The organism is Gluconobacter sp. Dm-73 (genome assembly GCF_018256215.1).
GTDB classification, from domain to species: domain Bacteria; phylum Pseudomonadota; class Alphaproteobacteria; order Acetobacterales; family Acetobacteraceae; genus Gluconobacter; species Gluconobacter cadivus.
Genome location: NZ_JAERLW010000017.1, coordinates 1 through 22172, shown reverse-complemented (window position 1 = coordinate 22172; position 22172 = coordinate 1). Strand labels below are relative to the sequence as shown.

General features: G+C 56.2%; 18 protein-coding genes, 1 tRNA gene and 1 pseudogene. 5 read left to right on the top strand and 15 right to left on the bottom strand.

Annotated elements, in window-relative coordinates:
- The first annotated feature begins 329 nt into the window (after positions 1-329).
- Positions 330-572: an AbrB/MazE/SpoVT family DNA-binding domain-containing protein gene (locus JK176_RS14485; RefSeq protein WP_211588344.1), complete on the top strand. Its 243-nt coding sequence runs from the start codon at positions 330-332 to the stop codon at positions 570-572.
- Entirely contained in the window at positions 569-913 is a 345-nt protein-coding gene (mazF, locus tag JK176_RS14480) for an endoribonuclease MazF (RefSeq protein WP_211588343.1), read from the top strand. Before JK176_RS14485 ends, mazF begins: the two co-directional genes overlap by 4 nt.
- 396 nt (positions 914-1309) lie before the next feature.
- Here mazF and JK176_RS14475 read toward each other — a convergent pair whose 3' ends face one another.
- From JK176_RS14475 to JK176_RS14465, 3 genes and pseudogenes are all read right to left on the bottom strand, one after another.
- Positions 1310-2095: a Cthe_2314 family HEPN domain-containing protein gene (locus JK176_RS14475; protein WP_211588342.1), complete on the bottom strand. Its 786-nt coding sequence runs from the start codon at positions 2093-2095 to the stop codon at positions 1310-1312.
- 76 nt (positions 2096-2171) lie between these two features.
- Complete coding sequence (locus JK176_RS14470; protein ID WP_211588341.1) at positions 2172-3476, bottom strand: hypothetical protein; 1305 nt, start codon at positions 3474-3476, stop codon at positions 2172-2174.
- 576 nt (positions 3477-4052) lie between these two features.
- Positions 4053-5427 (bottom strand): annotated as a pseudogene (locus JK176_RS14465) (DUF6538 domain-containing protein).
- A 491-nt stretch (positions 5428-5918) separates the two neighbouring features.
- Here JK176_RS14465 and JK176_RS14460 point away from each other — a divergent pair.
- Positions 5919-6269: a DUF4172 domain-containing protein gene (locus JK176_RS14460; RefSeq protein ID WP_249194532.1), complete on the top strand. Its 351-nt coding sequence runs from the start codon at positions 5919-5921 to the stop codon at positions 6267-6269.
- Between the two features lie 84 nt (positions 6270-6353).
- On the opposite strand, the gene JK176_RS14455 is transcribed toward JK176_RS14460, so the two are convergent.
- From JK176_RS14455 to JK176_RS14400, 12 genes are all read right to left on the bottom strand, one after another.
- On the bottom strand, positions 6354-9749 hold the full coding sequence (locus JK176_RS14455; RefSeq protein ID WP_211588340.1) for a DEAD/DEAH box helicase family protein: 3396 nt from the start codon (positions 9747-9749) through the stop codon (positions 6354-6356).
- A 52-nt stretch (positions 9750-9801) separates the two neighbouring features.
- The gene (locus JK176_RS14450; protein ID WP_211588339.1) at positions 9802-10986 is read right to left on the bottom strand and encodes a restriction endonuclease subunit S; all 1185 of its coding nucleotides are present in this window, start codon (positions 10984-10986) and stop codon (positions 9802-9804) included.
- Positions 10983-12521: a class I SAM-dependent DNA methyltransferase gene (locus JK176_RS14445; protein WP_211588338.1), complete on the bottom strand. Its 1539-nt coding sequence runs from the start codon at positions 12519-12521 to the stop codon at positions 10983-10985. The genes JK176_RS14450 and JK176_RS14445 overlap by 4 nt, the downstream gene beginning before the upstream one ends.
- Before the next feature lie 256 nt (positions 12522-12777).
- Positions 12778-14490, bottom strand: coding sequence for a hypothetical protein (locus JK176_RS15045; RefSeq protein WP_249194531.1), 1713 nt, complete (start codon positions 14488-14490; stop codon positions 12778-12780).
- A gap of 150 nt (positions 14491-14640) precedes the next feature.
- Positions 14641-15060, bottom strand: a complete 420-nt coding sequence (locus JK176_RS15240; RefSeq protein ID WP_408874198.1) for a plasmid mobilization protein — start codon at positions 15058-15060, stop codon at positions 14641-14643.
- Between the two features lie 223 nt (positions 15061-15283).
- Entirely contained in the window at positions 15284-16975 is a 1692-nt protein-coding gene (locus tag JK176_RS14430; protein ID WP_211588336.1) for a DUF6538 domain-containing protein, read from the bottom strand.
- Between the two features lie 93 nt (positions 16976-17068).
- A tRNA-Leu gene (locus JK176_RS14425) sits at positions 17069-17154 on the bottom strand.
- A 7-nt stretch (positions 17155-17161) separates the two neighbouring features.
- Entirely contained in the window at positions 17162-17845 is a 684-nt protein-coding gene (locus tag JK176_RS14420; protein ID WP_211588335.1) for a M48 family metallopeptidase, read from the bottom strand.
- 5 nt (positions 17846-17850) lie between these two features.
- Positions 17851-18342, bottom strand: a complete 492-nt coding sequence (locus JK176_RS14415; protein WP_211566979.1) for a YcgN family cysteine cluster protein — start codon at positions 18340-18342, stop codon at positions 17851-17853.
- Entirely contained in the window at positions 18339-18743 is a 405-nt protein-coding gene (locus JK176_RS14410) for a hypothetical protein (RefSeq protein ID WP_241009699.1), read from the bottom strand. The genes JK176_RS14415 and JK176_RS14410 overlap by 4 nt, the downstream gene beginning before the upstream one ends.
- The gene (locus JK176_RS14405) at positions 18743-19780 is read right to left on the bottom strand and encodes an extracellular solute-binding protein (protein ID WP_408874197.1); all 1038 of its coding nucleotides are present in this window, start codon (positions 19778-19780) and stop codon (positions 18743-18745) included. The genes JK176_RS14410 and JK176_RS14405 overlap by 1 nt, the downstream gene beginning before the upstream one ends.
- A 168-nt stretch (positions 19781-19948) precedes the next feature.
- A complete protein-coding gene (locus tag JK176_RS14400; RefSeq protein ID WP_211588334.1) occupies positions 19949-21121 on the bottom strand; it encodes an ABC transporter ATP-binding protein in 1173 nt (390 codons plus the stop codon).
- Between the two features lie 86 nt (positions 21122-21207).
- Between JK176_RS14400 and JK176_RS14395 the strand changes: the two genes are divergently transcribed.
- Both JK176_RS14395 and JK176_RS14390 read left to right on the top strand, forming a co-directional pair.
- Entirely contained in the window at positions 21208-21486 is a 279-nt protein-coding gene (locus tag JK176_RS14395) for a hypothetical protein (RefSeq protein WP_062027183.1), read from the top strand.
- A 77-nt stretch (positions 21487-21563) separates the two neighbouring features.
- Positions 21564-21998, top strand: a complete 435-nt coding sequence (locus JK176_RS14390; protein WP_099287713.1) for a hypothetical protein — start codon at positions 21564-21566, stop codon at positions 21996-21998.
- Positions 21999-22172: the final 174 nt, after the last annotated feature.

Here is a 22172-nt window from a genome sequence, read left to right as displayed (position 1 = left end):
GCCTACACTCCATCGGTAAGCCTGTGAATCACAACCTCTCGCTCAGTTCAATAAATTAATAGGTCCTGAGCCTAGGCCGAAAAACCTTTCATTTCCGGGAAGTCTGTGGTGCGAGCTGCGGGATTCGAACCTTCATGCTCTGTAAAGCACCAAGCGGGCAACCCACTGGAAATGAACGACAATTTCAGCCGTTACCGTCCGTCAAGGTTGGTAATCCCGCATAACCTGCGGGCAACCCGGTGGAGCAGTCAAGCTTTGCGAAAAGAATTGCTCTCAGGTCGGAGAATGAGGTAGATACATCGTATAAACTTTTTACTTTGGAGGCTCCTATGCAGGGTATTGTCAGAAAATGGGGAAACAGCGCTGCTGTCCGTCTTCCTGCCTCTGTGCTGGAGGCTGTCAGTCTGAAGGTTGATCAGGCTGTTGACGTTCGCGAAGAAGACGGACGGATTATCATCGAGCCTGTGCGTGCTGTGGTCCTCAGTCTAGATGCCTTGGTGTCTGGCATTGCAGAAAGCAATCGACACGAAGAAGCCGACTATGGACCTGCTGTCGGTGGTGAAGTCTGGTGAGTGGGAAGAGTAAGGCCTCGTGGGTTCCAGATTGTGGAGATATTGTCTGGCTTGAGTTTGACCCACAGGCGGGCAGGGAGCAGGCGGGGCACCGTCCTGCTGTTGTGCTCAGTCCTACCAGTTATAACGCCAAGGCAGGCATGATGCTCTGTTGTCCAACGACCACGAAAATCAAAGGCTATCCGTTTGAAGTGGAAATCGCAGGCAAAACGGCGAGTGTCGTTTTGTCTGACCAGGTGAGAAGCCTCGACTGGCGTGTTCGGAATGCGAAGCTCAAAGGGAAGGTGACGCCAGAAGAACTGGAGACCATCCGTAAACGCGTTCGGCTTCTGGTGGGCTGAAAAGCCGAGAGTTTTTCAAGATTTTTAAAGGCGAAAGAAAGCGGGAGGGAGCCAGCAGTGCTCAATGGCTACCCATTGAGCAGCAGGCAAGGGGAAGTGACCTCCCCCGTTGCCCCCCCCTTGTCCCTTTTAAAATCCGTTCCCTTATGGGGGCAAGCGGTCCGGCCGCTTTGGAGCGCGCCCAGAAAATGTTTCCAGCCGTTTACTCGACGGCATGTGACAGCCACTGTGAGCCCACAATCGGACGTTGAACGTGCCTTTCCATGCGCCCGGAACCGGCCATTCGTTTATCTTGCGGAGGCGGTCCGAGGAAAAGCGGTCTTTGGGACTTTCCTGCCGTTTCCTTGCGACATGTCGAACGATGGATCTTATCATGAAGCGACATTGAGCGTTTGCCTATGATGCGGGGTTGCGCGTCGCCGAGGTAATGTTTCTCCGTACCCCTGCATTCAACCCGTGGGTCGCCGCAGCAACCAGAGGGCCAAAATGATCCTCAAACTCCTCCCATAGCAGATCGTAGAGATTGTCTAATTGCTTCTTGAGAAGTCGCGTTGACCGATTGAAGTCACGCTGGATGCTGACCAAGCCCTCCTTGAACGAGCGGTCAACATTTATGCGTCGGCCATATCGATCTTTACCCTTCATGCCGTGAAACTTGTCGTTGAAGAGCGAGGTCGTTTTAAAAGTCTGGTCGTCGTCAGTGAATTCACGCTCTTCGCCATGATGAATCCTGTTGTTCCGTTCGTTTCGAAGCACCTCCTGCTCGTCGATGATCAACTCCAAGTGATCCGCAATAGCGTCTGGAAGAGCTTTCTTTTTCAGGTTGTGCAACGTGCATTTCTTCGGTGGTAGGCCGAGACGGTAAACCTCATTGACCAAGAGAAGCGCGCAGTCGATGACAGAGATGTAGCGCATCAGAAATACGTCCGTAATCACCGTGAGCCACTGATAGCGGGTAAGCGCAAGATCGCGAAAATTCTTCGGCACGGGGTCAAGCCAAAGCATGTCGCCAACCATGTTGAGAGACTCAACCCGTCGAGCTAGACCCGTCAGCCAGTAATTGATATCGATCACATATTTGCAGTCGAGATACTGTGCTACCTTGTCAGAGCTGTCAAAGTTCAGGCTGACGATGCTGAGATCATGCACACGGCCGATAAAGCTGTGCTTATCTGAAGCCATGATAAAGCGTTCCAAAAAGCGGGTTCGCGCTCTCTTGGGCTTCCGTTCGTCATCACCGACATACTCGGTCTGGTATTCAATCATTGAGGCAGTGAACGATGAGTTCGGCGAACGTGTCCCAAATGGCCGTCAGATGATCGGGTGCCGGAGCAAGGCTCGACGAATGAACGTATTTGTTCAGGGTATCGACCGAGATGATGGCGTCCATGTTGCGGGCTTTTCGGACGACTTCCAGATAGCGTTTCCCTATCTTGCCTTTCGCGCCCAAATCCTCTGCGCAGCTTACAAGTTTTTTGACCAGAGCATCCGGTTCGGCGACGGTCGTAAGGCTTGCCTGCCTGATGTAATTATCGACCGAGAGTTCAATGAGGACACGGCAAAGGACAGCAATGGCGTTGGGATGTGATTCAAGTTCGAGTTTGAACTGAAGTTCTTCCCAGATAGCGCGGTGTCGTTGCAAATGCCCAGACCAGGCCACACAGTAATCCACATCGGGAATGAGGCGTGTGCGACGCTGAGGTTTTTGGGCTTTCGGCTTGGGCTTATCCGCTTTTCCTGTCGCGGCCTTCTTGCCAACGGTGTCTATCGCGTCTGCCGCCGTTGGAAGCATACCCTCTTTCTCAAGTGCATCAAGATAATCGGATTTGCGATCAACATCCCAAACATCGTCGAGGGTGATCCGGCGATTTGCGAGGTCGGCAACGATCCGGGCCAGAGCGGGCAGGACCGCTTCTTCTTTGCGGATGAACTGGAATTTTCCTTTAGCTGCAGAAATGCCGACTCTGTTTCGGAATGGCTCGGCGGACAGCAGCCGGTTGAGGTTGCTGCGAGGCACTTTCTTGCGCTCTGGCAGAAGATTGGCTCGCGCAAGGCGCTCTTCGATTTCGTCCGCAACGTTTAGGCCTCCACCCTTGCCGGTTCGATTGACGAAGGTGGTTTTCATCCGGCCGTCCCAGTTGGCCTGTCCGACCCCACCCTGGCTTCCGGTATGGCGACGGAACAATATCTCATCGATTTTGTCGCGATCGGTCTCAACGCGGCATGTAATTTTGGTCGGAAATGACCCGCTCCATTTAGCTTTCAAGCCAGCAAAAAACTTTTGCAGATCGGATGATGGTGCGCGCTCTGGATTGGTCAGCAGTTTCATGCATGTGATTCTGCGGTTGCCGTCAAAGACGGTGAATGACTGACCTTCTGGATAGACAAGAGGCGGCTCATAGATGCCGCTTGAATCGGCAATATCGCGAGCAAGCTTTTTCATTTGGGATTGGTGATGCATAAACAGCCAAGCAATTGCGGCGGTTTCGTTTTCCAGTTCACCGTGCCGATCGTTGCCTCGATTGACGTTTAACTTGCTCAACTCGATTACTTTGTAAGTCACTCTAAGCCTCCCCTTCGAGCCATCCTAGTTGAGGATCTGCTTGGACGGCAAGAGAAGGCTCAAGCAGGACTTGGGGTGCCAGCATTTATCGAGCATTTCGATTTGAGCTGCGGTGATCTGTCCCCAAGAAGTGGGCCGATGGGTTGCACTATAGCTGATATTATGGTCTTCGAACCGAAGAACTATACTTGCCGTTCAGCCTTTGAGAGGCTGATCACGATCGAGAAAAGCAGTTGGGGTGCGCGGATAGGCTTCGAACCCATGAACTCTCGAATAACAGTCATTTGCGACTTTTTCGTATAGCGGCTTCTGCAGGTCGAACGCTGGAAGCTGACAGACTGCTGCCGGCCATAACTTGGTCGCGAGAGATCGTGCTACTCATGTCCGCTGTGGGGGCGGCTCTTCGAGGGCATGTATGACCGAGATGTAGGCGTAAGCAGTCATCAGAGATCGCTGATTTTCTATCTTTCAGGGGGTCAACGGGGGAGGCACTCTCCCTTGCCCACTGCTCAATGCGACCCTTTGGGTAGCCATTGAGCACTGCTGGCTCCTGCTTACTCCCTCTCCTGCTTAATTTCAGTTTTTTCTGAAAATACATTCAGGATAGGCAATCGCCTCGACGGTTTGTTTGAGGTTGGCCGTTGTAATGCCGCTCAGATAGGTCGAGGTGCCTTGGTTTTTATGCGTCGCCTCATGGCCGAGAAGCCTATCAATCCAGATTTCCCGAATATCGGCTGAAGCGTTCCGCAGTTGCGTGGAGACGTTATGCCGGAACGAATGGAACGTAATCTCTGCAGGAAGTCCAAGACGCGTCTTCATCGTCGAGAAGGAGCGTCCGAACACTGTACCTCGGACGCCCTCCTTCGATGTGTTGAGGCCGGGAATGAGATAGGGGCCGTCTGATGCATTCGTCCGGGCGAAGATTCCAGCCTCCACGAGTTTGGAGTGCATGGGGACAACCCGTATTCCGGCTGCTGTCTTGGGCGACCATCCATCTCCTGTTTGAGGTCTGATGACAAAGCACGGAATGCCATCAATGGTCTGCACGTCTTCCGTGCGCAAATGACAGATTTCTCCCAGCCTCATGCCGGAATAAGCCCCTATCATGGTGATGATGCGGAATGTGCTTTCCGGGACAGACGTGCTGGGCCACTGGCCTGTCATTAGGGTTTGCAGTTCCTGAGTGGTCCAGCCTCTCCGGACGGTTTTGGAACCATTCTCAAAGCTCCATCCGGTCCACGGGTTCTTTTGGACCAGTTCCCTTTGCAAAAGCTGGTTCCACAGGGCTGAGAGCCGCATCATATGGTTTTTTACGCTTTTGCCGCTCAGAGTGGGACTTCCGTCTTCTCTGGCGCGTTCAGCTTCCTCTGTAAGTGTGAGACTGCTTTTCCGCTTTCCCAGTGAGGCAGGCAGGGAAAACAGCAAGTCCCGGAAGGCTCCGGCTTTCTCTCCCCCAATGATGGAGACAAGCGCATCGCCAAAGGCTTGCAGAAACAGCTCTACGGCTCGCTGCGTGGCATTGCGGGTATCATTACTGGTGTGTGGGTTTTCGAGAACAAACCGCGTCAGGGCTTCAGAGAGCAGCAAGGGCTGAGGTTTGGATGCAGTGACCGCCGCTGCCTTCCGCATTCTCTGCGGTCGTGGTTCCGGTATTGAGGCAGGCACAGGCCTCGCTTCCATGCCTGCCGGATTTTCGACCAGGCGATGCAGGTCCTTCAGTGCGCCCCGCAACGTGCGGGATACTCTGTCTCGTTTGTCCCTCAGCCAAAGCCCGAGAGGTCTCGTCAAAGAGTTCAGTTGTTCTCGCGTGCAGTAAAGCGGCCCGTTTTCGGGCTTCGCTCTGATATCCCGTTTTCAAAGAAACCCAGATTTCCCGCTAGTTCAGGACGCTGCGTAGGGCAGGGGGTACGATTCGGCGGAAGTGATAGGTGGTGCCGCGAATAAGGAGCATGAGACGTCCTTCAGTGGGGAAGGACGGTAGAGCAAAGGATGCCTTTGCCCCATTCAGGCCGAAAAACCGTTCATTTCCGGGAAGTCTGTGGTGCGAGCTGCGGGACTCGAACCTGCTCCCCAACATTTTTAGGATGTTGGGAGGCTCTCAATTTCAGCAGAAAACTGCGGATATGATGCTCTTCTCAGTGAACATTATGGAGAACAGGTTTGGAGAAAAACTGAGGTCCGTCAAGGGTTCTGTTGGGATGGTCATACTGGCGTGAAGAGAGGCGCGTCTCATTCTGAAATCATTCCGGGGAGCTGCGGGTCGCTTCGGGTTTGTGTGCGGGATAATCCGTCAGGTCGGGTGATGGATAGACTGCGCTTCTATCAATCATTTTTTGTAGTGAAATTGATTGATATAAAGTTCGGGTATCGATCATGCGTTGGAATTGGCAGCGTCCTGATTGGCCGTAATTTCTGAAGGGTTCAGGCATTGTCGTGGGTGCGATGCAGCATCTGGACAAAGCTGCCAAGCAGCAGCGCATTTCACAGGAGATGGTCGGGAGTCTCGCCATTGAAGACGAGGCTCTTAATCGGGCCAGTGTGCAATCTTCGATTGCTCGACAATTGGGTTTTGCTCCCGACAAGCGGCGCTCCGCGCTAGCGGAGGCTGGGGCTGCGGAATTGATGGCCGATTTCTATCGATATTATGCAGCTCCTTTAACCGACCAAATCCTGTTCGACTGGCATGCCCCACATATTCATTTTGAAGCGACGCCGCCGCAAAGGTGCCGAGCGAGCTGGCGCAGTTTATTGAGTGATTTAGCAAAACCGCCCCAACCGGAGCGGAGCCTCTAGCTCCCAAAAATCATATCCAGAGGCAGTTGCTTTGGTCGGCTTGAATGATGTGTTTTTTGATATGCGGCAATTAGGAATAAGTCGTCACGCAGCGACGGCGTCGTTCAAAGCTCTCACAATCTGAATAATCTCTTGAGCCTGATCTCGGCTGAAGATACCGGCAATGCCCATGTCGTCTAGATCGGTGAACGGGCTCTCATAGAAGCTGGCCGGGTCGACATACCCAGCCTCCGTCAGGCTATTGATAACTAGGTCTAGGAACTCGGTCTGGTCGGCGTTCAACTGGTGTAAACCCACGAATGTACTGAAAGCCTCCTTCGCGGCAGCTTTGTCCAAGCCAGTCAATGACCGCAAGAAGCGTCCGAGGCCTCCTTCCTTGTCGAGGGCAGCGATGAGGGTATCATTCGCGACCTCCTGCTCGATCATTATGCGCTGTAGTTCTTCGAGATCCTGCTTAGTCAGGGGCTCACCTCGGCGGACCTTAATCAAGGTGATGTGGTTACGATGAGCGTCGATGAAGCGACGGACCTTCATCTTGAAGCGCGCCTTGTCCACGCCGCTGCCCACCTCCGGCATGGTAACCTCGGTTCCTTCGCCGATGTCATCCTGGAAATCGGTAACGACCACCTTGCGCTCCACAGGCTTGATGAGCTCAGCCAGGTGACGAAGGCGTCGACGCACCATCTCCAGAATCTCCGGTGTGATGTCTTCCCAGAAGGCGTCAGTCTGAATGTCTAGAATCAGCTCCATTTCCTTCGCCACGAGAGGCACGTTGTCGATGCCCTCTAACGCTGAAGCGAAGTTAATGATCCGCATCTGGAGCCGGGTGAAGGCTCCGGTCTGCTTCAGTAGTTCTAACTGTGTTGTCAAAAGCAACAGGTCGAACTGCTTCGCGGACAGGTTGCCATCCTGGAAGGCCGTTGGTAGCCCCGCGACCTCCTCGATTAGCGTCAGCTGGTCGTTGAGGGTCAGGTTATCCCAGCCTTTCGGGTCGCGAAACTTCTCGACACTCCGTCGCTTGGCCCGGACGATGAAGTTATCCAGCGGCATGCCAAGTACCTCGTCATGGAGCCGCGTTTTGATGGCCTTGATCAGCGCCTCGTGCGGCTCGCCAGCGTCTGCCAAGGCCTCGATCAGTTCGACGCGTGAGCCGAACAGTCGTTCGCCTAGCGGCTTGGCCGTGGGGCCATCAGTCTTGTTGAGGTTCTCCTGGAAGAACTCAAGGTTCTGGCAATAGTCGAAGATGACGAACCGCTGCTTGTCTTCGCCTAGCCCGAACAAATCGGAACACAGGCGGGTGCCTCGACCGACCATCTGCCAGAACTTGGTCTTGGATCTGACGATCTTGAAAAAGACGAGGTTCACGACCTCAGGCACGTCGATGCCGGTATCCAGCATGTCGACCGAAACCGCGATGTGTGGGGCTCTGTCCGCCTCGGAGAAGTCGTCAATCAGCGACTGGGCGTAGCTGACACTGTAATCGATCAACTGGGCGAATTGCCCCTTGTAGTACGGATAGGCCTCATTAAAGCGGTCGACGATGAACCGGGCGTGCTTGCTGTTCTTGGCGAAGATGATCGTCTTGCCCAGTCGGTCGCCCCCCTCGACCTTGATCCCGTTGAGCATCAGGTGCTCCAGCACCTTGTCCACCGTGTCCTTGTTGAAAAGCCACTTGTTCAGGTCGGCACTTTCAATGCGGTCCCGCTCCGTGCCTTCCTCGTCCCACTCGATAGCGTCCCAGGCTTCCTTCTCTTCGTCGGTCAGCTGATCGTAGTCGATGCCGTCGCGCTGGAACTTTAGTGGCACGGAGATGGTGGTCGGCGGCACGAGGTAACCATCGTCCACGGCATCATTGAGGTCGTAAGCATCGGTGGGTACGCCCTTCTCGAGCCCAAACAGGGAATAGGTGTCCTTGTCGATCTCATCGCGCGGTGTCGCGGTCAGCCCGACCAGTAGGCTGTCGAAGTAATCGAAGATCGCCCTGTATTTGCGGTAGACCGACCGGTGCGCCTCGTCGATCACGATCAGGTCGAAATGACCGGGGCCGTAACGCTTTTCGCCGCCCTTGCTCTCCTCGATCAGCCCCATCATTGTCGGATAGGTCGACAGGCAGACCCGCGCTCCCACGTGGTCGTTCTTCTTGGTGTCGTGTCGCTCAAGCAGGTTGGCCGAGGGTGCCGAGGGCAGATGCTCCTTGAACGCCCCGTGGGCCTGTTTCACCAAGGCGATCCGGTCGGCCAAGAAGAGCACGCGCTTCACCCGGTTGGCTCGCATCAGCTGGTCAATCAGGGCGATGACGGTCCGGGTCTTGCCGCTGCCTGTGGCCATGACCAGCAGGGCCTTACGCTGAGCGTCGCGTTCGATGGCCTCCCCCACACGGCGAATGGCCCGCTGCTGGTAATGGCGCCCCGCAATCTCTGCGTCTACATCGACTTTCGCCAAGGGGTGGACGTTCTGGCGACGCTGCAAGAGCAGCTGTAACTCATCCTTCTTCAGAAACCCCGAGATCCGTCGCGGTGGATAGGATTGGTCGTCCCAGATCCAGTGCTCATAGCCGTTACTGGTGAAAATCACCGGGCGGCGACCGTATCGTTTTTCCAGACAGTCAGCGTACAGCTTCGCCTGCTGCTGCCCCGTCCGGCTGTCTTTCTTGGTCCGCTTGGCTTCGACCAAACCCAGCGGCTTCCCGTCGTCGCCCCAGAGCACGTAGTCGACGTAACCATCACCGCTCTGGTTGGGCATGCCTGTCACGGCGAATTCCCGATCCTGCTCCTGATCGAGAGGCCAGCCCGCCTCGCTCAGAAGCAGGTCGATGAAGTTGTCGCGGGTCTCGGCCTCACCGTAGTCGTGGTCGTCCTGTACCGTGCTGTTGGCCTTGCGCAGTGCGGCCATCTCCGCCCGAACGGCGGCTAGCTCCTCATCCAGCTTGGCGCGTCCCTCTTCAGAGGTACGAAGGGCTTCCTCGGCGTCCGCCGCGCGCTTGCGCTCGGCCTTGATGTCCGCCTCGACCTTCTGAATCTGCGCCACGGTGCTGGCGGTGATTGTCAGCGATTTCTCCAACTTCCCAGCGTCGAAGGTCAGCGCCGGGTCCGGGCGCTCGATCTTGGCATAGGTCCGGGCAATCCAGTAGCAGACATGGAACAGCTCGCGGACACAGGCACTGGCGTCATAGGCGCTCAGCGGCTTGCCGGTGTCATGGGCTGCGCGGTTGCCCTGGTCCTTGATGTAGCGGGCCTTGATGACGATGGCCGGTCCGGTCAGCGCCTCCAGACTTGGCTCTGCAATCATCGCGGCCAGCGTGTCGGTGTATACGGTCCGCAGCGCCGGATCTGTCCGGTAGAGCCATTTCAGGGCTGTTTCCAGTGTCAGCCGCGCCCAAAAGCATGCGCCACGCGGGTCGGAGAGCGCGTGGGTCTCGGCTTTTGTGGCCATTTTGAAGAGGGCTGGAAAGTCTGCTGACAGAAAACTGAACTGGCTCATGTATCAGCCCCCTTAAAATCGAATTCCGTTTCACCAAGAAGCTCACCCCGCATTACAGCGCTCCTCGGAAGGCGCGGTGTTGGAGTGAAGCGAAGAGGGCGCCTGCTCGCCGCAGAGAAAACACAGCTTTTTCAATATTGCCATCAAGCGTGGACAAGCGTGCCGCAAACGCTTCCTGCGAAGCTAGGCTTGGGAGAAAGATAGGGGCTTCAGTGATCTGCTTGATGTTCAACGTGGGCTGAGCGACGAGCCGGATTTCACGTTGAAAATAGTTCTGCACAGCCTGAGATTTGAGCTGAGAGGCGATGAAAACGCGGTTAGCAAGCTTTTTATCGACGGGCACCCGCGCGACAGCCCTAGCAATATTCACGCCTTTCAAGCCTTGGTGCGCGAGCGTTATCGAACCAATGGAACCAACGCACGCGATCAATATCTCATCGCCCTTCAGTCGCGATTTCTTATGTTTGGCATCAACTTCCGCAGCCACCCGGCGGAAGTCCTTCGGGTCCAGTCCGGGTGAAAGGATGTCGCCCGCCCGCAGCAGTGGGATACCTTCTACGACATCGTCACCCGGCTGAACGACGCCGTAATTGATCTTGTCACCCTTCGTCACAATGTCGATCAGTGTGGCAGTGGTTTGTGTGGCCGGGTCCCCAAACATCTCATGAAAGATGGCTTGGCCGAGGGTGCTCAGTTTGTCGAGGGAGCGGGTGCGGAGGCGGCAGAGCTCTGCTGCCTGATCCAGTATCCCCGCAATCCGCTTCTGCTCCTCCAGCGGCGGGAGAGGGATTTCGACTTTTTTGAGGTCAGAAGCTCGGATGTTTTTGATGCCAATACCCGCTGAGTTGCTAGCCCATGCCCGAAAGCGGGGGCTCCGAAGGTAGTGACCTACAAAGTCAGGATCAGCGACATGCGAGTCAGTTCTGACGGTCGCAAGGAACGCACCGAATGAACCCTGCCACTCTTGCTCCAACATCGCACTTTTCCCAAGCACAGAGGCACTGCCAGAGGAGGTGCAGACGACAATGTCTTTCGGGCGAAGTCTCTGCTTCTCCGAAATGCGCCCTTGATCAACGTAAACGAGGTCTGACTCAATATTCAGCGTCTCGGCGATATTGCCTGCACGCAAAACTGGCAAAAGTCCTTCTCTCAGATCATTTTCCGCATCGGCTTTGCTAAAGGTAACTCCTCGAACCACCTCGGAGATGCTGTCGAGCGTTGCTGTAGGCCAGCTCATCCCAGCATCCCCTCAAGCCGATCCAGTCCCTCGGCGATCTCGGCCTCCAGCGCGCGTAGCTCGGCGATGATGTCGGTAGGGGCTGAGTGGGTGACCTCCTCGTGCTCGATCTCCTTGTAGCGGTTCAGCGACAGGTCCCAGGACCCCGTGGCGATGATGTCCTCGGCAGGCACCATGAAGCTTTGCGCGGTGCGGGGCCGCGCTGCCTCGGCTTTCCAATCGCCCCAGCGGGTGAGGATATCGGGCAGGTTGTTTTTCGTATGCTCCTCGTCCGTCAGCGTCTGCGCCGGGCAGACGCCGAGCTTCTCTGCATCCAGCAGCGGCGTACGCTTGTCATCGAGACTGAAGCCGTCCGCCGTCATGTCGTAAAACCACACGCCCTCCGTACCGCCGACGCCAGTCTTGGTGAAGACCACGATGGCGCATGACACACCGGCATAGGGGCGGAAGACGCCCGAGGGTAGTTTGATGATGGCGTCGAGCTTATGTTCCTCGACCAGCATCTTGCGAATGTCCTTGTGAGCGGTCGACGAGCCGAAGAGCACTCCGTCTGGTACGACCACCGCCGCGCGCCCGCCGATCCGCAGCTGTCGCAGGAAGAGCGCCATGAAGAGCAGTTCGGTCTTCTTGGTCTTGACGATCTTCAAAAGGTCCTTGGCCGTGGTGTCATAGTCAAGCGATCCGGCGAAGGGCGGGTTGGCAAGGATCAGGGAATAGGCACCTGCGTCGGTGCCATGTTCCTCGGCCAGACTGTCCCGATAGGAGACATCGGCATTCTCGACCCCGTGAAGGGTCATGTTCATCGCGCCGATCCGCAGCATGGTCGCGTCGAAGTCGAAGCCATGGAACATGTGATTGTGGAAATGGTTGCGGGTTTCCTTTTTTCGCAACATCTGCGGGTGGTGGTCTCGCAGGTATTCGCCCGCTGCCACAAGGAAGCCGCAGGTGCCCGCTGCCGGGTCGCAGATGGTGTCACCGGGCTGGGGCTTCATGATGTTGACCATCAGCTCGATGATATGGCGCGGCGTGCGGAACTGGCCATTCGTGCCTGCGCTGGCGATCTTGCCCAGCATGTACTCGTAGACGTCCCCCTTGGTGTCGCGGTCGTCCATGGGGATGTCGTCGAGCATCTGCACGACCTTGGTCAGCAGGTTGGCGTTGGAGAAACCAAGCCGCGCGTCTTTCATGTGCGTGCCGTAGGACGATCCTTCCTCACCTAGCTGGCGCAGGAAGGGGAAGACGTGCTCATCCACAATGCGCATCATCTCTCGAGCCTCGAAATGCTTGAAGCGGGACCAACGGAGATTGTCGTAGGGCTCGCCCTTGTCGTCGGCGCCTTCGGGAAAGATACGGCGGGCGATAGGTCGGCCGAGGTCTTCTGACTTGCGCTCCTCGACTGTCTGGAGGTCGTCGAGCCGCTTGATGAACATGAGGAAGGTGAGCTGTTCGATCACGGAAAGCGGGTTGGAAACCCCGCCGGACCAGAACGCGTTCCAGATCTGGTCGATTTGAGTTTTGATAGATCCTGTGATCACGTGCTGCCTATTATAATAGTTGCGCGGTCCATATGTATGAGGGGCGCTTTGTAAATAACTGGACTTCGAATTTATAGGCGGGGATCATGACCATTCCCAGCGAAATTCCTGATCGCCCATTCTGGAGGTTGCTGAGAATTTGATGCTTGCATCCGAGCGGCGTTGGTGAAGGACAGGCCATTGGAATCAAGACACTCTTGGCGAACAAAAATTCTGGGATAGTTCACGTCTGATCTTTATCCTCGAGCCCGATATATCATCCAGGTTCTGGATTGTGATGCCGACCAATCGATCGTGAGCTGTTTGGCATGTGTGACGTCGGCACCACCAAGCCCCTTGCGTTAAATGCAGCTATTGCGTCCAGCGACTGACGTAACTGTCCTTTTTTCTTCAGATCTCTGATGGTGTTTCGGACAGTGTCGGGAAGTGCTTTTCGAGGCTGCGCGACGTCAAGTAACGCAGCGATATGTGCTTCAGCCCGATCTTTTTCAGGCTGACGCTCGACATACCATTTCTCAATAAGACGTGCATGCTGCTGTTCCGCTTCGCGACACCGGTCTTTAATCCAGTTACGTCGGGTTCTCTCGCTGAGTAAAGTCTGCAGCAGGTCCTGTCGGCTCTCCAGATAGTGCTGGCGGCTCATTTCCCGTTCCATGGGAATCGGGATCTGAAGCGACGCAGGCTTTCGACTGCTCAGTCCGAGATGATAGAGAATAAATTCGACCACATAGCGCAGGATCTCAGCCAACTGGGCCAGAGTCTGTTGGAGCTGCTTTTCAGCTTCCGAAATTTTTCTCTGTTTCGAGAAAGCCCATTTCTGGGTCGCCAGATCATTCAGGTCTTTGCGTGCCTGAAGAACCGCGTGATTGGCGTGTCTGAGCTTTTTCCAGCCGTCTTGCATCATCTGGAGTATGCAGTGTGTCTGGATGTCGAGAGGACTTTCCGGCCCATAGCGTTTTTCTAAAGGGTGCCTTGTATTCAGAACCGCCCGTGCGGCTTGTATCTCTCGTTTCCAGTCTTTCAGATAGATCTGAAAGCCTTCGCTGAGTTTTTCCGGGTACAAAGGCGAGACAATGGACGGGAGGTGCTTTTGGATGGCTTTCACCTCGGCCTGAGCACGCTCCGCAAGTCTCTGTTTTTGCTGCTCTGACAAGAGTGATGGTTCGGCCCAGAGCAGGTCTTGTTCCGCCTGAGTAGCGGAAGCTCTCTGCTGACGCCGAAGGTCGGAGCGTTTCAGCCGTCGCGCGACGGGACGTAAGTCAGTCGCAGCATGGATTGCGGCCTCTTTTTCTAAAAGCTCCCGAAAGTCCTTCGTCCGAACTTTTGTCAGCCGTGTGAATGACCCGATCAGCGTACCATCTTGGGTTTCAATGATATGGGCATCCCGACGCCTGTCTGTGCGATCTCCTGATCTCATGTGCCAGTTTCTGGTAACCAGAAACTGACGAAAGGCTGTCAGGTCATTGTCTGAGACTTGCCAGAATTTCACGATTTCGCGCCTGGCTGTCGAGAGGTCAAAATTTTGCCGTTCCGTCATTCTCCGGGCTTGCGATGTATAAGCTGCAACAGGGCGGGTAGACCTGTCTTCAGGCGCAAGTGCCGCAATCCTGTCCGCAGCGTCGTGGTTGCCGTCTGCCCTCAGGGCTTTTGCAATGGCGTTATCATGCCGTCCAGCGACCAAAGCATGACCCAGTTGGATTTCTTCCAGTCGAGCGATTTTCTCAAGCCGTTGCCACGAAAAACGGCTGCTGAGGACATGGTCGTCTTGCCATTCAGGTAGGAGAAGGTGGCCGTGTGTGCTGCCATCTTTCTGATGGATCACCAGAGTCATGCGACTAGGATCAGCGGATAACTCCGCACAGATGCGTTCCGCAAAGGACGCCAGCTGTTCATCCGTCATAGGCTCTGCGGGATTGAAGGCAATATGTCGCAGACCGTAGCGGATACCTTCGCGTCGTGCTTCTTTCATTCAATCTTTTAAGAGATAGTCACTTCCCGACAAAACCCGGATGGCTTCATTCTTTGTGCCCGCAAGAACATGCTTAGAGACAGCCTTATGGCCACTCGACGTCTTGATGCGTGTCTCTTGCACAATCATGGCGAGGCACCTGCATCGCCTTTAATGTAAGACCGGGCCTGCCATATGGGCCTCGGCTTGAGAGAGAAAGCGTCGACGACGCGGCAGAGGAAAAAAGCGGAGCAAGCGGTCCGTTCGGTCTTTGGTCGCCTGAATTGCATCGAGAACGTCACCGCAGCGAACAGCCTCTCCGCGATGAGCCGCATGGGCAAGCTGATTGAGGTTATTGCCAATGCGACTGAGCTCAAGACGCAGGAGGCGGAGTTCAGGACCAAGCTCTGATTTCTGCTGCCCTGTCACCGCCTGCTCTTGCAGCAGCGACCGAACGTAATGAGCCGTCGTCGTATGACCATGCCGTTGGGCTGTTCTGGCCCATGCGTCGAGTTCAGCTGGATGGGCTCTGATGGAGAGACGAGAAGAACGCGGAGGCGATGCTACTGGTCGGGAAGGCGCGCAAGGCATGGCGGCATCCTTTTGAGGGGGGCAACGGGGGAGGTACTCCCCCTTGCCAGCTGATCTATGCACCCGGAACGGGTAGCCATAGAGCACTGCTGGCTGAAGACAGAAGAGCCTCAGAAAACAGGATAGCAATTCGAGGCTTATATTTCAGAAATGAACGCCAAAAATTTTCAAAATAGAAAGTTATTTATAAGGAAATAGAAGAAATATTCATTCCAAATTATATTCAAGAAACGCTGAATTTTGGGAATATGAAAGACGGATGCTGAATAGCTTCGACCGTTCTCTTCAGGTTGTGTATCTCAATACCGCTGAGATACGTCGTGGCACCTTGGCTCTTGTGACTGGCCTCATGTCCCAGCAACGCATCAATCCAAAGCTCCCGGATATCGCTGTTCTGGTTTCGCAAAAGCGTCGAGACCGTATGCCGAAACCCGTGAAACGTGACCGCTGGCGGAAGCTCCATCATTGTTTTGTAGCGGGAAAACGCTCGACTTAAGTCAGCACCACGATTGCCATCCTGAGAATTTTTAAGGTCAGAGAAGAGATACTTCTCGCCCGTCTTCTGGAAATTCAGAATGCCCCAATCAAGCAAGGCTGAGTGGATAGGAACGAGACGTTCTCCAGCCTCAGTCTTTGGTGACCAATTGTCTTCAGGGTGAGCACAAATGCGGAAGCATAGAACGCCATCGATAATCTCAATGTCTTCATTCCGCAGGTTGCAGATTTCTCCCAGCCGCATGCCGCTATAGGCGGCGACCATTGTGATGCCTTGAAATGTATCAACTGAGATGTTGCACAATGGCCAAGGGGTTTGCAGGAGTTTGTCCATCTCCTCTGCTGTCCAGGCACGACGCGGATTTTTCTTGGTCAGATTGAAGTCCCAATTGCCCCAAGGATTCTTCTCAACCATGTCACGGCGCAAGAAGTCGTTCCACAAGGAGGAGAGGCGCATAAAATGGTTCTTCACAGTCTTTGCGCTCAGCGTCGATACATCGTGAGATGCGGCTCTTTCGATTTCTTCTTGTAGGGACAGGTTCTTGGTTTTGCCGTGTGACGCTGGCAGCGAGAATAAGACGTCACGGAAATCACCGGCGACTTTGCCATCAATCTCGCGAATGGACTTGTCACCAAAAGCCTCAATGAAAAGCGCTACGGTTCGGCTGGTGTCTCTCTGAGTTTCGAGGCTCTTGGCAGGCTTGCTATTCAAAAAGCGGTTGAGAGCCTCAGTGAGCAAAATGGCGGGCCGTGTCTTCGGTGTTGCTACGCCCTTTTTGGGCTTTGTCTCAGTTTCATTGGTCGCAGGCGCTGAGGTCTCGGTTGCAGCGCTCCGACCATCGAGCGCTTTTGTGAATGTACTCAAGAGCGTCTCATGAAGACGCTTGATTTCGTTCTCAAGACCTTTCTTCTCAGCGGCGCTGATATTGGAGGCCTCGATCAGTTTTCGCGTCATTGTCGTCATGTGATTCTGGCTGTCGAGCGCGACGGCAATGACTTTTTCGATGCCCGCGCTCAAGGCACGGACGTCGTGAGCGTGTTGCATAACGCTTTTGTAGTATTTGATTTGTCCAGCCATCTCCGCAGATGAGACGTCGTTCTTTCGAGTGGTCTCCTGCGTTACCAGCATGTCTTGGTATTTTTCCAGAAGCGCCCGATAGACGTCGTCTTTAGTTTTGAAGCCGTGCTTCGTTATGAAGTCAGCGCTATCGTTTGCAGATGGCGGTTTGGAACGGCTCACGCTGCGAAGTCCTCTGAATAAATCACTCGTTTGCCCGTGCAGCTCTGCTGCGCGACGTCTGGCTTCAACTTTGCCTGCTGTTCCCAGCGAGATCCAGATCTCGCTTTTTCCGAGAATCGGACGAAGTGCCGCCGGCACGACACGGCGGAAGTGGAATCGTGAACCGACCAAAGTCAGCATGAAGCTTCTCCAATTTTGGAGAAGAGCTTTGGAGAACCAACCCGCAGATTGCGGGTCACATCCTCACATTTCCAATGAAATCAGAGATTTATGTGGTGCGAGCTGCGGGACTCGAACCCGCACGTCCTTGCGGACTCGAGATTTTAAGTCTCGTGCGTCTACCATTCCGCCAAGCTCGCACAGCTCTCATGCTGCGCGCAGGAGAGCTGTACCGTTTTCTCTCAACCAGCGTTCCGCTGCAAGACGTCCAGTGCGTCCTTCGAGAATAAAACTGTCCACCAGAGCCCAGAAGTCGGGGCCATGGTTGAAGTGTTTCAGGTGCGCCAGTTCGTGGATGATAACATAATTCTGTATCGGAACTGGCGCCATCAGCAGGCGCCAGCTGAGCATGATCCGACCCTGTTTCGTGCAGCTTCCCCAGCGCGTTCGGACCTCGCGCAGGTCGAGGCGGGTGGGATACAGAGCCATTGTTTCGGAATGGGCCTGAAGTGTCTGGGTCAGGCGTTCTTTTGCGAGAATCTGAAGAAAATCGCGAACGCGGCGGGTCGTGTGGGAGGCATCTCCGCTTACGTGGAGCCCGTCTGCATCAAGCCAGCATCCGCGTCTGGCTGTGGGGTCATGAAGAATGGGAACGTGGTGCCCGTCGATCATGACGTGAGAACCGTCTGTCAGTGCGGGCTTTTCCGGTAATGTCGCAAGGGCTCTTGCGATCCATTCCGTCTGTTGGTGAACGAAAGCCAGTGCCCGGTCTTTGGTGACGGTCTGGGGAACCGTAACGATGACTTCGCCGCGGACAGGTTCGATCCGCAGGGTGATGCGTCTGGCCCGTGCCGAACGCTTCCAGATCAGTGGAACGGTCGGAGGGAGCATGGATGTCAGCCCTTGCGCTTCAGGACCTGACACAGAGGCGAGCGGTCTGGCCATTCGCCAGGCCAGTCTTCCAGATGGTCTTCCAGAGGGCCTGCGCGACGTTCGCTGATGCAGCGGTCCTGAACGGATGCGCCCGAACTGTGGACGCCTTTGTCGTTCCCCGTGCGGAGCGGGTGCCAGTCGGGAAGATCAAAGCCGTCGCGTAGCAGACGGTAGGAACAACTGGGCGGAAGCCAGTCGATTTCGGCCAGAAGGGCAGGGGTCAGGGTCACGCAGTCGGGGACCTTGCGGTGACGGTCCGCGTAGTCGGTGCAACGGCAGGTATGGGTGTCGAGAAGGCGGCAGGCAACGTCTGTGTAAATCACCTCTTCCGTATCTTCGTCGCGCAGTTTGTTGAGGCAGCAGCGACCGCAGCCGTCACAGAGGGATTCCCACTGTTCGGAGGACATCTGGTCCAGAGGAACGGTTTGCCAGAAAGGCGCGGAGGGAGACGTCATGGATGGTCCAACAGGGCACAGGTGACACAGAAAGCGGTCGCCAGAAGAAGGGAAAGAACAACGGACGGCAACAAAAGCGGAAACCAGATCAGGCGCAGGCGTGTCGGCAGATCTGCTCCCAGCCCGATGGCAGCGCGGGTCGTACCGGGAGGAAGAGTCAAAAGGGTTGCCCCGATGGGAAAGGCGACGGCGGGTGCGATGAGCAGCCCTTCCAGCCATCCCGGAGCAGAATGCAGGCTGGCCATCGCAAGAGCCAGCCCCGGTCCCGGCAGAAGCAGGATCAGTCCCAAACGGCGCAAAACGGAAGCTGGCAGAACCCGCATGAGCAGTGCGATCAACGCACAGGCTCCGAGAAGTCCCGTTAGGATCGAAGGGAGGTTGAGGCGAAGTGCGAGGGCCATCAGGGCGTCCGGGGAGCGAAATGTGCTGCGAACTGCTGTTCGAGCGCGTCGCCATGCAGGGACCAGAACGTATCGCTGACCGTCAGGAACGTGGGAGCCACTTCTGGGGGGACGGGCGTGGGCATGTCTTCCAGATGAGGCGCGTGCATCCGGAGTTGCTCAAGGGCCCGGTGTGCGCTCTCGGCGGAAACATTGATGGGAATGGCCCAGAAAAGGGGAGAGCGGAGAACAGTCTGTGTCCCGGCAACGAAGAGCGATGTCGCCGGGCCGGACGGAGCGCGTGCACTGACGCTGGTGACTTCCGTGGCTGGCGCACTCAGCATAAGGGCACCACTCTGTTCCATGATGCGGGCGGCATCGGCTGGTGTTTCCCACCACACGATATAGGGGCGCAGCAAGTCCAGTCTGCGGAACGCACGCTCCACGCCAGTTGGTGTCGAAAGTGTTGCATAGATATTCTGTGGCGCAACGCCGTCAGCCAGCAAAGCGATTTCCAGTGTCGTCCGGGCACCAAAATGCAATCCCCGGCGCCCCGGATGGCGAGCCACATCCCAGAAATCCTGCCAGTTTGGCGCCGCTGTCAGCCGTGAGCGATCCCAGGTGAGGGCGATGTCGCTCACGCCTCCGGGAATGCCGCAGGTGGAAGTGTTATCTATCGGACGAACCCATTTGTCTTCACAGGCTTGGGCCAGTTGCGCCCCGGTGACGAGAACGGCCATCCATGCGGGCTTTGTCGCCTGCATTGCAGTTTGGAGGGTGCTGGTCTTACCGTCCCATTCTACCAGAGGCAGCGCGGTGTTGGCGGAAGTCAGGGCGTGCGCTGCGATCGTTCCTTGCGGGACACCGAAGCCGGGTTCGGGGTGATGGACGGGTTTGCGAATGTGGCGAACGCGTCTGTGCCCATGGGCGGAGGCCGGTGCGGGCACGAAAACGGATGTAATGTCGCGACCGACAGACGTCAGAAACGTGCCGATACCACCGCTCTGATGGGGCGACGCGGCCCGCACTGTCGCGGTTAGCGATGGCAGAATCAGCAACGCGCACAAAGACGCCCGAAGCGGAAGGCTCCTGCGGGAGATCCGACCAGATGTCCAAAAGACATGTCGCAAAGAGAAGGCGGGCCGGGTCAGAACGAGAGGATCCTCAGAAAAATTCAGGTGTCCGAAAAGGGGTGTCCGATTGCGCCCGGACAGAACGGGCGCAGTTTAATACATCCCGGCACCCAGCGGAAAGGCCGTCGCATGTGCAGCGGGCCATGCAAGCTGTACAGGGGTGCCAGATGCGGGGATTTTCTGGGCCTGAAGCGGGGGGCGGCGCAGTTCGATTTCCGTCCCTTCCGCACAGCGGACGCGCATGCGGATATGGTCGCCGAGATGGGTACTGTCGGTCAGCACGCCCCGCACGGGGATGTCCCCGTCGTCATCCATGCCAAGACTCTGGGGGCCAAAAAACGGCGATATCCGGTCAGGGCGAACGCAGACAAGACATTCCTGCCCCTCGCTCAGATCTTCGGAAACCATGGCGTCCATGATCCCGCCGCAGGCCAGATGAATGCGGGCCACGTCATCACCGATGTCCAACACCTGTCCTGTCAGCGTGTTTGTCTCGCCGAAAAGGGTTGCGACTTCAACGCAGGCGGGACGGTCATAGAGACGGGCAGCGTCGGCGCATTGCAAAAGCACATTATCCTGAAAAACCGCGATGGCACCGCCGGAGCGCAGGGCATCCTCACGACGTGAGACAGCATGGATGATACTGAGGTTCAGGGCGCGGGAGAGGGTGCCCAGCAGGATCGGAATGCGGCGTGCGGCATGAGGGTCGAGCGCGTGAAGCGGGTCATCCAGAAGCAGGACGTCAGGCGACGCGATCAGGGCGCGCGACAGTTTGACGCGCAGAGACTGCTCCGCGTCCAGTTCTGTCGGGCGCCGGTCTGCAATGCCATCCAGTCCCATGAGCGAGATCATCCGTCCGGCGGCAGCCTGAGCCTCCGTTTTGCCTTTGCCGTTTGCGCGCAGGCTGAAGGCGATATTGTCGCGCAGGTTCAGATGCGGAAACAGCGGGTCTCGCGGGCTGACAATCCGCATGCGCCGTTCGGCGGGCGGTCGGGACGTCACATCGTCGCCATTGACCGTGATTGTGCCGCCCAGATGGGGCAGGAATCCTGCCAGTACGTCCAGAAGGCGCGACAGGGCCGCAGGCTGGTTGCCGAAAAGGGTCAGAGTCGCGCCGGGCTGGAGCGACAGATCGACGGGCGGTGCATCGATGGCTGCACGCAAGCCGACAATATCCAGTATGGGCTGCACGACGGCTTTGGGGCGGGAGGGGCGAGTGCTCCGCTGCTTGGGAGCCATGCGGGGAGCGCCTGACAGGCCTGACATGCAACCTCTGGGAGAATGGACCGTTATGAGCGAAACAAAATAAGGCCAGAACGGATCTGACCTGATACTGAAGAAGGGGTTTGAACATGAGCCGTAAAAGCGTCAAGGATAACATTGAAGTTGCAACCGAGACCACGCAGGCTCAGATCGACGGTCTGCGGACCCAGTTGCAGGAACTCCTGAACAACCGCATCAATCCCGCTCTGCTCGACGCAGCGGACCGTACGGATCATGCCGTTGCAAATGCCCGCAAAATCACGGATCATGAAATTGAAAATGTTTCGACGCGTGTGCGGGCGCGTCCGATCGCAGCCGTCCTGATTTCGGCCGTTGTCGGTTTCCTTGCCGGCCGTTTCTCCAAGTAACAGCCCGGTTCTTTCCAGGCAGGAGACGGACGGCATTGCGTCCGGCTCCGTCTTGAAGAAGAGGCAAACGATTTTCCATGAAGCCCATTGAACTCGGACAGGACGTCCTTGCTGCCCAGGGACAGATCCTTTCCCGCTCTGCCATGCGAATCGGCCGCAGAGTCGCTTACGGTGTTGTTGCAGCAGTCTTTCTGATGTTCGCGGCGATCTCGTTTCACGGGTTCCTGTGGGCATTCTTTATTGACGTGGTCGGATTGGGGTATGTGGCCTCTGCGCTCTGCGTCATGGGTGTGGACCTTCTGTTCGTCCTGATCTTCGGACTTCTGGCGGCCCGCTCCATTCCGGACCCTGTCGCAATTGAGGCGCGCATCCGTCGTGATCGCAAGCTGGCACAGCTCAAGCAGTCCGTTGCCATGGCGGCCCTGACAGGCGTTGTTTTCGGTCCCGCCGGGCGTTTCACGTTCAGGCGTATACTGGATCTGGTGCGCAATATCCTCGGTCTTCGGAAATAAGACATTTTGTGGCTGATATTGGCCAAAGCCATATAGTCAGCCCCAGCGTAATGGCGTAAGCACGTCTCCAGAACACAACCCCCTCATTATTTGAGGGGGAGTCGTTGTGTTTGATTGAGGAGCGTTGTGGGCGAGTTGTCTTACAGTCTGGCGTTTGGCAGTCTGGTGGTTAAC

What these genes read in the sequence shown, in the direction of transcription:
- JK176_RS14485 (WP_211588344.1), top strand. Translation starts at nt 330, where the DNA reads ATGCAGGGTATTGTCAGAAAATGGGGAAACAGCGCTGCTGTCCGTCTT.
- JK176_RS14475 (WP_211588342.1), bottom strand. Translation starts at nt 2,095, where the DNA reads ATGGCTTCAGATAAGCACAGCTTTATCGGCCGTGTGCATGATCTCAGC.
- JK176_RS14460 (WP_249194532.1), top strand. Translation starts at nt 5,919, where the DNA reads ATGCAGCATCTGGACAAAGCTGCCAAGCAGCAGCGCATTTCACAGGAG.
- JK176_RS14455 (WP_211588340.1), bottom strand. Translation starts at nt 9,749, where the DNA reads ATGAGCCAGTTCAGTTTTCTGTCAGCAGACTTTCCAGCCCTCTTCAAA.
- JK176_RS14450 (WP_211588339.1), bottom strand. Translation starts at nt 10,986, where the DNA reads ATGAGCTGGCCTACAGCAACGCTCGACAGCATCTCCGAGGTGGTTCGA.
- JK176_RS15045 (WP_249194531.1), bottom strand. Translation starts at nt 14,490, where the DNA reads ATGAAAGAAGCACGACGCGAAGGTATCCGCTACGGTCTGCGACATATT.
- JK176_RS15240 (WP_408874198.1), bottom strand. Translation starts at nt 15,060, where the DNA reads ATGCCTTGCGCGCCTTCCCGACCAGTAGCATCGCCTCCGCGTTCTTCT.
- JK176_RS14430 (WP_211588336.1), bottom strand. Translation starts at nt 16,975, where the DNA reads ATGCTGACTTTGGTCGGTTCACGATTCCACTTCCGCCGTGTCGTGCCG.
- JK176_RS14420 (WP_211588335.1), bottom strand. Translation starts at nt 17,845, where the DNA reads ATGCTCCCTCCGACCGTTCCACTGATCTGGAAGCGTTCGGCACGGGCC.
- JK176_RS14415 (WP_211566979.1), bottom strand. Translation starts at nt 18,342, where the DNA reads ATGACGTCTCCCTCCGCGCCTTTCTGGCAAACCGTTCCTCTGGACCAG.
- JK176_RS14410 (WP_241009699.1), bottom strand. Translation starts at nt 18,743, where the DNA reads ATGGCCCTCGCACTTCGCCTCAACCTCCCTTCGATCCTAACGGGACTT.
- JK176_RS14400 (WP_211588334.1), bottom strand. Translation starts at nt 21,121, where the DNA reads ATGTCAGGCCTGTCAGGCGCTCCCCGCATGGCTCCCAAGCAGCGGAGC.
- JK176_RS14395 (WP_062027183.1), top strand. Translation starts at nt 21,208, where the DNA reads ATGAGCCGTAAAAGCGTCAAGGATAACATTGAAGTTGCAACCGAGACC.
- JK176_RS14390 (WP_099287713.1), top strand. Translation starts at nt 21,564, where the DNA reads ATGAAGCCCATTGAACTCGGACAGGACGTCCTTGCTGCCCAGGGACAG.